This is a genomic window from Amycolatopsis sp. NBC_00348, assembly GCF_036114655.1.
GTDB lineage: Bacteria > Actinomycetota > Actinomycetes > Mycobacteriales > Pseudonocardiaceae > Amycolatopsis.
Genome location: NZ_CP107994.1, coordinates 4,945,518 through 4,956,045 on the forward strand (window position 1 = coordinate 4,945,518; position 10,528 = coordinate 4,956,045).

The following is a 10,528-nucleotide window of genomic DNA, read 5'->3' on the forward strand; positions in this document are numbered from 1 at the left end:
GGTCAGCGAGCCAGCCGCTGGCGGTGCTGAGTCGGCCGTTCCCGGCGGGGAGTCGGTCGTTCCGGTCAGCAAGTTGGCCGCTCCCGGCGGCAAGTTGGCCGCTCCGGGCGGGGAGTCGGCCACTCCGGTTGGCGAGCTGGCCGCTCCCGGCGGCGAGTTGGCCGCTTCGGGCGGCGTGTTGGCCACTCCGGTTGGTGAGTCGGCCGTCGGTGGTCGTGAGTCGAGTGGTCATGAGATGCCGAACTCCTTGCCGATGAAGTCGAAGATCTCGTCGTCCGAGGCCACTTCCAGGTCTTCGGCGACCGACTGCTCCTCTTCCGGTTCCGGCTCCGCCCAGGCCGAGGCCAACCCGCGGAGCCGGCCGGCGATCCGGGCTCGGCCGGACTCGTCCGGCACGACCTGCGTCAGCGCGGCACCGAGCCGGTCCAGCTCGGCCAGGAGCGCGGTGACCGCGGCGGTGCCGTCCGGGGCCAGGTCGGCCGCGAGCCGCGCCGCCAAGTCCAGCGGGGTCGGGTGGTCGAACACCAGCGTCGCGGGCATCCGCAGCCCGGTGACCACGGCCAGCCGGTTGCGCAGCTCCACCGCCGTCAGTGAGTCGAACCCCAGCTCCTTGAACGCCCGCGCCGGCTCGACCAGGTCGGCGTCGGCGTGCCCGAGCACCGCGGCGACCTGCCCGCGGACCAGGTCCAGCAGGATCCGCTCCCGGTCCTCGGGCGACGCGGTCGACAACCTCGCGGCCAGCGCCGCCCCGGCCCCCGCCGAGACGTCCGCGCCGCGCCGCGCGGGAACCCGGACGAGACCCCGCAGCAACGCGGGCACCTCACCCTGCGCGCGAGCCGCGGCGAGGTCGAGCCGCACCGGCACGAGCGCCGGCTCACCGGTCGCGACCGCCGTGTCGAACAGCGCCAGACCCTCCTCCGTGGACAGTGCGACAACGCCGCCCCGGTGCAGGCGCCGGACGTCGGCGCTCCCGGCCATCCCGTCGTCCCACAGACCCCAGGCGAGCGATGTCGCCGGCAGCCCCCGGGCGTGCCGGTGTGCGGCCAGCGCGTCGAGGAAAGCGTTTGCGGCGGCGTAGTTCCCCTGCCCCGCGTTGCCGAACACGCCGGCCGCGGAGGAGAACAGGACGAACGCGTCGAGGTCACCGGTCAGCTCGTGCAGGTTGACCGCGGCGTCGACCTTCGGCCGCAGCACGGCGCCGACCCGCTCGGGCGTGAGCGCCGACAGGACACCGTCGTCGAGCACACCGGCCGCGTGCACGACGGCGGTCACCGGGTGCTCGGCCAGCACCGCGGCCAAGGCGTCGCGATCGGCGACGTCGCAGGCGACCATCTGCACCTCCGCGCCCAGTCCCGAGAGGTCCGCCGCCAGCTCGGCGTCCGCACCACGACGGCTGAGCAACAGCAGGTCACGGACGTCGTGCGCGGTGACGAGGTGCCGCGCGAGCACCCGGCCGAGCGCGCCGGTCGCACCGGTGAGCAGCACCCGCCCGCCCGGCCGGAACCGCAGCGCGTCCTCCGGCCGCGACACCCGCGCCAGCCGCGGCGCGAAGACGTCCCCGGCACGCACGACCAGCTGCGGCTCATCGGTGGCCAACGCCCCGGCCAGCGCCTTCGAGGACTCGACGTCGTCGTCGAGGTCGGCCAGCCGGAACCGGCCGGGCTCCTCGGACTGCGCGGTGCGGATGAGACCCCAGACCGCAGCGGCGGCGGGGTCCGGCACGGTGTCACCCTCGGCCGCGGCGATCGCACCGCGAGTGAGCAGCACCAGCTGAGTCGCGGCGAACCGCTCGTCCGCAAGCACCGCCTGGACCAGTGCCAATGCGAACCCGGTGGTCTCGTGCGCGGCCGCGGCGGTAAGCCCGCCGACGACCGGCACGACCAACGTGTCCGGCGCCGGTCCGCCGTCGTCGAGGACGTCGGTGAGCGCAGCGAAGTCCGCATGGGCTACAGCCCCGATCGCCTCGGCCGCGGCCGGATCAGCGGTGAGCAGGGCGAGCTGCCGGACGCCGTGGGCAACCGGGGTAACGGGCTGCCAGCCCATCCGGAACAACGACTCGACGCTGCCCCCAGCCGGCAGCGCAAGCGGCCGAACCACCAGCGACTCGACGCGGGCGACCGGCGTACCGGCGTGATCGGTGACGTCGAGCGCGATCGCGTCCGCACCGGCCGGACGCAGCCGGACCCGCAGCGCGGTCGCCCCGATGGCGTACAGGGAGACGCCGGACCAGGAGAACGGCAGCCGCGGCCCACCGTCTCCCCCGGTCTTCGTGCTCCCCCGCGACATCGCGTGCAGCGCGGCGTCGAGCAGCGCCGGGTGCAGGCCGAACGCCGTTGCGTCGGCATCATCGGACAGCGCGACCTCGGCGTAGACGTCCTCGCCGTCCCGCCAGATCGCCCGCAGCCCTTGGAACGCCGGCCCGTAGTCAAATCCCGCCAGCGCGAGGTCGTCGTAAATCCCCTCCACCGTCACGGATTCGGCTGTGGCCGGCGGCCACTCGGTAAGCATCTCCGGGACGACCGCACCGCTCGCAAGGGCACCGGTGGCATGCACGGTCCACGGCTCACCGTCCCCGGTGCGCGAGTGCAGCGCGAGTTCCCGGACCCCGGACTCGCCGGGGGCCCCGACGGAAAGCTGCAGCTGGACGGAACCCTGCTCGGGCAGAACCAACGGCGCGGCAAGCGTCAGTTCCTCGACGCGGTCACAGCCGACCTGGTCACCGGCCCGCAGCGCGAGTTCGACGAACGCGGTGCCGGGCAGCAGCACGATGCCCCCGACGGCGTGGTCGGCCAGCCACGGGTGCGTCCGCCGCGACAGCAACCCGGTGAACACGACGGAGTCGTCGCCGGCCAGGTCAACACTCGCACCAAGCAGCGGATGCCCAGCGGCACCAAGCCCCGCCGACGCGACATCACCGACCATCGCCGGCGGGTGCAGCCAGAACCATTCACGCTGGAAGGCGTAAGTCGGCAGGGCAACCCGCCGCGCCCCGGTCCCGGCGAACACCGTCGTCCAGTCCGCGGTGGCGCCCGCCGCGATCGCGGCGCCGAGTGCGGTGACCGCCGAGGCGACCTCCGGGCGGCCCTTGCGCAGCGCCGGGACCGCCGTCGCGACCACGGTGTCCTGGGCCATCGCGGACAACACGCCGTCCGGCCCCAGCTCCACGAACGTCGTGACCCCAGCCGCCTCCAACGTCCGCACGCCATCAACGAACCGCACGGCCTCCCGAACGTGCCGCACCCAGTAGTCGGCGTCGAACTCGGTGATCAGCTCACCGGTGACGTTCGAGACAATCGGTATAACCGTCTTACCGTAAGACAGAGACTCAGCTATACCGCGGAACTCCTCCAGCATCGGATCCATCAACGGCGAGTGGAACGCGTGGCTCACCGTCAGCCGCTTCGTCTTGCGGTCAGCGAAGTGCCCAACGATCGCCAGCACCTCGGCCTCGTCACCGGAGATGACCGTCGAGTCCGGGCCGTTCAACGCCGCAACGGTCACACGGTCTGACAGATATACCGAAACCTCGTACTCGGTCGCCTGCAGGGCCACCATCGCCCCACCGGACGGCAGCGCCTGCATCAACCGGCCCCGCGCGGCGACCAGCGTCACCGCGTCGGCCAGGGACAACACCCCGCCGACGTGGGCGGCGACGATCTCGCCGATCGAGTGCCCAGCCAGGTACCCCGGCTTGACGCCCCAGCTCTCGAACAGCCGGAACAGCGCCACCTCGACCGCGAACAACGCGGCCTGGGTGTAGTCGGTCCGGTCCAACAGCGCGTTCTCGTCGAAGAGAACCGTCTTCAGTGGAGTGTCCAAGGTGAACTCAGAACACACCGTGTCCAGAGCAGAAGCGAACACCGGGAACGCGTCGTACAACTCACGCCCCATGCCCGAACGCTGGCTGCCCTGGCCGGTGAACAAGAACGCCAAGCCACCAGCGGTGGCGCCGGTCTCCACCGCACCCAAGGCATCCAGCAGCGCACCGGGCTCCTCGGCGGTAAGCACCACGCGACGCTCGTGCAGAGTCCGGGTCGTAGCCTGCGAGAACGCGACATCGGCCACACGGAAGTCCGTACCCGCCAGGTGGTCACGCAGCCGTCGCGCCTGCGAGCGCAGCGCCGCGTCGGTGCGGCCGGAGACGACCACCGGCACCGCACGGTCCACTCCCGGCACGACGCGTGAAGGCTCAACAGGCGCCTGCTCGATGATCGTGTGCGCGTTGGTCCCGCTGAACCCGAACGACGACACCGCCGCCCGCCGCGGCCGGTCCACCGACGGCCAGGCCCGCTGCTCGGTCAGCAGCGAGACCGCGCCGGCCGACCAGTCGACGTGCGGGGTCGGCTCGCCGACGTGCAGCGTCCGCGGCACCACGCCACGGCGCATCGCCTCGACCACCTTGATGATCCCGGCCACGCCGGCCGCGGCCTGCGTGTGCCCCAGGTTCGACTTGACCGAGCCCAGCAGCAGCGGCTCACCGGCGCGCTCGGCGCCGTAGGTGGCCAGCAGCGCCTGCGCCTCGATCGGGTCACCCAGCGACGTCCCGGTGCCGTGCGCCTCGACGACGTCGACGTCCGAAGTGGACAGACCGGCGTCGGCAAGGGCCTGACGGATCACGCGTTGCTGCGACGGTCCGTTCGGCGCGGTCAAGCCGTTGGACGCACCGTCCTGGTTGATCGCACTCCCCCGGACCACCGCGAGCACCTCGTGACCGTTGCGCCGCGCGTCCGACAGCCGCTCCAGCAGCAGCACGCCGGCGCCCTCGGCCCAGCCCGTGCCGTCCGCGTCGGCCGAGAAAGCCTTGCAGCGACCGTCGGACGCGAGCCCGCGCTGCCGGCTGAACTCGACGAACGCGCCCGGCGTCGCCATCACCGTCACACCACCGGCCAGCGCCATCGTGCACTCGCCGGAGCGCAGGGCCTGCGCGGCCAGGTGCACCGCGACCAAAGAGGACGAACACGCCGTGTCGACCGTGACCGCGGGGCCTTCCAGACCGAGCACATAGGACACTCGGCCGGAGGCGACGCTGCCCGACCCGCCGGTGCCCAGGTAGCCCTCGACGCCCGGCGGAATCGCGGGCAGCCGCGACAGGTAGTCGTGGTACATCACGCCGGCGAACACGCCGGTTTTGCTGCCGCGCAGGGAAGTCGGGTCGATCCCGGCCCGCTCGACGGCCTCCCACGACGTCTCCAGCAGCAACCGCTGCTGCGGGTCCATCGCGATCGCCTCACGCGGCGAAATGCCGAAGAACGCCGGGTCGAACTCGCCCGCGTCGTAGACGAACCCGCCCTCGGAGGCGTGGCTGCTGCCCTCGCGATCCGGGTCGCCGCCGAAGAGCCCGGAGACGTCCCAGCCGCGGTCGTCCGGGAACGCCGAGATCGCGTCCCGGCCGTCCCGCACCAGGTCCCACAGGTCCTCGGGGCTGCGCACGCCGCCGGGGTAACGGCAGGCGGCCGCGACGATCGCGATCGGCTCGTCGACGCCGGTCTTCGCGGTGACCGCCTCGGCTTCGGCGACCTCGCCGAGCAGGTCGGTCCGGAGCTGCCCGGCCAGCGCGGCCGGGGTCGGGTAGTCGAAGATCAGCGTCGCGGGCAGCCGCAGCCCGGTGGCCGCGCCGAGCCGGTTGCGCAGTTCGACGGCGGTCAGCGAGTCGAACCCGAGGTCACCGAAGGTGCGGGTGACGTCGACGTCCTCGACGGCCGCGTGCCCGAGCACCGCGGCGATCTGCGTGCGCAGCGTCGCCAGCACCAGGGCCTCGCGGTCGGCTTCGGGCGTGGCGGCGAGCTTGCGCGCCAGCGGCGAGCCGGTCGGCCCGGCCGCCGCGGTCCGTCGCGCGGCCGTGCGGATCAGCCCGCGCAGCAGCGGCGGAACGTCCCCGCCGGCCTGGATGCCGGCCAGGTCCAGCCGGATCGGCACGACCAGGGCCCGCCCGGCGTCCGCGTCGAGCAGTGCCAGTCCGTCCTCCGTGGACAGTGCGGCGACCCCGCCGCGGCCCAGCCGGCCGACGTCGGCGCCGTCGATCATGCCGTCGTCCCACAGGCCCCAGGCCAGCGACGTCGCGGCCAGGCCCTGGGCGCGCCGGTGGGCCGCGAGGGCATCGAGGAAAGCGTTTGCAGCGGCGTAGTTGCCCTGGCCGGCATTGCCGAAAACCCCGGCGGCGGAGGAGAACAGCACGAACGCGTCGAGGTCTTCGGTCAGCTCGTGCAGGTTGAGCGCCGCGTCGGCCTTCGGACGCAGGACGGCGTCCAGGCGATCGGCCGTCAGCGTGGACAGCACTCCGTCGTCGAGGATCCCGGCGGCGTGCACGACGGCGGTCACCGGGTGCTCGGCCAGCAACGCGGCCAGCGCAGCACGGTCGGCGACGTCGCACGCGGCCACGGTCACCTCGGCGCCCAGCTCACGCAGCTCCGCCACCAGCTCGGACGCGCCGGGCGCATCTGGCCCACGACGGCTAATCAGCAGCAGCCGCCGGACGCCGTGCGCCGCGACCAAGTGCCGGGCAACCGCGCTGCCAAGCGCGCCAGTGGCGCCGGTGACCAGCACAGTCCCATGAGGACGGAGCCCGGCGAAGGTGCCGCCGGACGCGCTCACCCGAGTCAGCCGCGGCGCGAGCACTCGGCCGCCGCGGACCGCGACATACGGCTCACCAGCGGAAACGGCGGTGGACAGCGCGACCGAGCCGTCGGTGTCGACGAGCGCTATGCGGCCCGGGTGCTCAGCCTGCGCCGACCGCACGAGGCCCCCAGCGGCCGCACCGGCGAGGTCGGTGACGTCCTCGCCGGGCAGCACGGCGGCGCCGCGGGTGAGCACGACCAGCGACGTCTCGGCGAAGCGGACGTCGGTGAGCAGGGTCTGCAGCAGCGCCAGGGCGAGATGCCCGCGCTCGTGGACGTCGCCGGTGAGGTTCAGCACCAGGACGTCCGGCGCCGACTCCAGGTCTTCGTCCAACTCGAGGAAGTCGTCGTACCGCTCGATGTCCAGACCAGCGTCCGGGCCGAGCAGCACCCAGCGGCCGTCGACGGCCGTCTCGGCGGGCACCGGCACCCAGTCGACGCCGAACAGCGCGTCGGTGCCGCGCTCGACGCCCGCCAGCGGGCGCAGGGCCAAGGACGACACGGTCGCGACGGGTGCGCCGGTGCCGTCGGCGACGGTCAGCGCGACCCCGTCCACAGTGGACTTAAGACGAACCCGCAGCTCAGTGGCACCGGTGGCGTGCAGCGCTACACCGGACCACGCGAACGGCAGGTGCGCCTGGCCCGGCTCGACGAACGCGCCGAGCCCGATGGCGTGCAGCGCGGCGTCGAGCAGCGCGGGGTGCAGCGCGAACCCGGCGGCCGCACGCTCGTCGGGCAGCGCGACCTCGGCGTAGACGTCCTCGCCGCGGCGCCAAGCCGCGCGCAGGCCCTGGAACGACGGCCCGTAGCCGAAGCCGGCCTCGGCGAGCGCGGCGTAGTGGCCGGACAGGTCGATCGGGTCGCCGGCCGGGGGCCAGTCCCCCAGCGGCTCGGCCGGGATCTCCGACGCGGTCAAGGTGCCTTCGGCGTGCCGCGTCCACGGCTCGTCGGCGAGCGCGCTTTCGAGTCGCGAATGGACGGTCAGCGGGTACCGGCCCTGCTCGTCCGCGGCACCGACCCACACCTGCAGGTGGACGGCGTCGCGCTCGGGCAGCACCAGCGGCGCGTGCAGGGTCAGCTCGTCGACGCTCCGCGCGCCGACCTGGTCGCCGGCCCGCACCGCGAGCTCGACGAACGCGGTCCCGGGCAGCAGCACGGTGCCGCCGACGGCGTGGTCGGCCAGCCACGGGTGGCTGTCCAGCGCGAGCCGGCCGGTGAGCAGCAGGCCACCGTCGGCACCGGCGACGCCCACCGCGGCGCCGAGCAGCGGGTGGTCGGCCGGGCCGAGGCCGAACCCGGTGGCCGAGCCGGTGAAGGTCCGCGCCGGGTACAGCCAGAAGTGCTCCTTCTGGAACCGGTAGGTGGGCAGATCGACCCGCGCGTGGTCGCCGGGCAGCAGCCGCGTCCAGTCGACGCGCGCGCCGGTCGCCCAGGCCAGGCCGAGCGCGGCCACGGCGGTCTCGGGCTCGGGACGGCCGGCGCGCAACACGGGCAGCGCCTGGACGCCTTCAACGGTCTGAGAGGTGAGCGCGGAGAGAACGCCGTCGGGGCCCAGTTCGACGAACGTGCGGGCGCCGGCCTCGTGCGCGGCGGTCACGGCGTCGGCGAACCGGACGGTCTCGCGGACGTTCCGCACCCAGTACCCGGGGTCGGCCAGCTGCGTACCCAGATCCACCGAGGACACCACGGGGATTCGCGGTTCGCTGTAGGTGAGGGACTCCGCGACCGCCCGGAACTCCGCCAGCATCGGGTCCATCAGCGGCGAGTGGAACGCGTGGCTCACGGTGAGCCGCTTGGTCTTGCGCTCGGTGAAGTGCGCGGCGACGGCGAGCACCGCGTCCTCGTCACCCGAGAGCACCGTCGACATCGGACCGTTCACGGCGGCGATCGCCACCCGGTCCGTCAGGTGCGGGACGACCTCGGCCTCGGACGCCTGGACGGCCAGCATCGCACCGCCCTCGGGCAGCGCCTGCATCAGCCGGCCGCGCGCCGTGACAAGCTTGGCCGCGTCGTCGAGCGACAACACCCCGGCGACGTGCGCGGCGGCGATCTCACCGATCGAATGCCCGATCACCAGGTCCGGCCGCAGGCCCCAGTGCTCGACGAGCCGGAACAGCGCCACCTCGACGGCGAACAGCGCGGCCTGCGTGTACCGCGTCTGGTTCAGCCGGTCGGCGTCGTCACCGAACACGACGTCGCGGTCCAGCTCCAGACGCTCGCAGACGGCGTCGAACGCGGCCGCGAACTCCGGATAGGCGGCATACAGCTCGCGCCCCATGCCGATCCGCTGACTGCCCTGCCCGGTGAACAGGAAGGCCAGTTTCCCTTCCCCGGCCACGCCCGTGACGGTGGTGTCGCCGACCAGTACCGCGCGGTGCTCGTGCGCGGCCCGCCCGGTCGCCAGCGCGTGGGCGACGTCGGCGGGGTCGGCCGTCAGCTCGCGGATCGCCTCGACCTGCGCGGCCAGCGCCTCCGGCGAGCGCGCCGAGACGACCCGCGGCACCGCCGGAACGTCCACTCGCGACAGTGCGGCGAAATCTTCCGCCGGCGCCTGCTCGATGATGGTGTGCGCGTTGGTACCGCTGAACCCGAACGACGACACACCGGCGCGGCGCGGCCGGTCCACCGACGGCCACTCACGCCGCTCGGTGAGCAGCTCCACTGCGCCCGCCGACCAGTCGATGTGCGGCGACGGCTCGCCGACGTGCAGCGTCTGAGGCAGGACACCGTGGCGGATGGCCTGGACCATCTTGATCACGCCACCCACGCCGGCGGCGGCCTGCGCGTGTCCGATGTTGGACTTGAACGAGCCCAGCCACAGCGGCTCGCCGGCGCGCTCGGCGCCGTAGGTCGCGAGCAGCGCCTGGGCTTCGATCGGGTCGCCGAGCGTGGTGCCGGTACCGTGCGCTTCGACGGCGTCGACGTCCGCTGTGGACAGTCGCGCATCGGCCAGCGCCTGGCGGATCACGCGCTGCTGCGACGGGCCGTTGGGCGCGGTCAGGCCGCTGCTGGCGCCGTCGGAGTTGACCGCGCTTCCCCGGATCACCGCGAGCACCGGGTGCCCGTTGCGACGCGCGTCGGAGAGCCTTTCCAGCAACAGCATCCCAGCGCCTTCGGCCCAGCCGGTGCCGTCCGCGTCGGCGGAGAACGCCTTGCAGCGGCCGTCGGCGGCGAGCCCGCGCTGACGGCTGAAGTCGATGAACGCGGCCGGGGTGGACATCACCGTCACGCCGCCGGCCAGCGCCATCGTGCACTCCTGGCGGCGCAGCGCCTGGCAGGCCCAGTGCATCGCGACCAAAGAGGACGAACACGCGGTGTCGACGGTGACTGCCGGGCCCTCCAGCCCGAAGGTGAACGACACCCGGCCCGAGGCGACACTGCCGGAGCTACCGGTGCCGAGGTAACCCTCGACTCCTTCGGGCACCATCGGCAACCGCGACGCGTAGTCGTGGTACATCACGCCGGCGAACACGCCGGTCCGGCTGCCGCGCAACGAAACCGGGTCGATCCCGGCCCGCTCGAAGGCCTCCCACGACGTCTCCAGCAGCAGCCGTTGCTGCGGATCCATGGCGAGCGCCTCACGCGGGCTGATCCCGAAAAACGCCGGGTCGAACTCGGCCGCGTCGTGCAGGAACCCGCCCTCGGCCGAATAAGACGTGCCGGCGTGGTCGGGGTCCGGGTGGTACAGCTTCTCGACGTCCCAGCCGCGGTCGCGCGGGAACGGCGTCACACCGTCCACACCGGACTCGACGAGCTGCCACAGGTCTTCCGGGCTCGTGATCCCGCCCGGGTAGCGGCAGCTCATCGCGACGATCGCGATCGGCTCGGCCTCGACCTCCTGCAGTCGCTGCCGGGTCTGGGCCAGGTCGGCGGTCACCCGCTTGAGGTAATCGCGGAGTTTCTCTTCGTTCACC

Annotated in this window: 1 protein-coding gene; it reads right to left on the reverse strand. The window is 73.2% G+C overall.

Features of this window, described 5'->3' with window-relative positions; translation table 11 throughout:
• Window positions 1-228 precede the first annotated feature (228 nt).
• The gene (locus OHS58_RS21480; RefSeq protein WP_328649840.1) at window positions 229-10,527 is read right to left on the reverse strand and encodes an SDR family NAD(P)-dependent oxidoreductase; all 10,299 of its coding nucleotides are present in this window, start codon (window positions 10,525-10,527) and stop codon (window positions 229-231) included.
• Between the last annotated feature and the right edge of the window lies 1 nt (window position 10,528).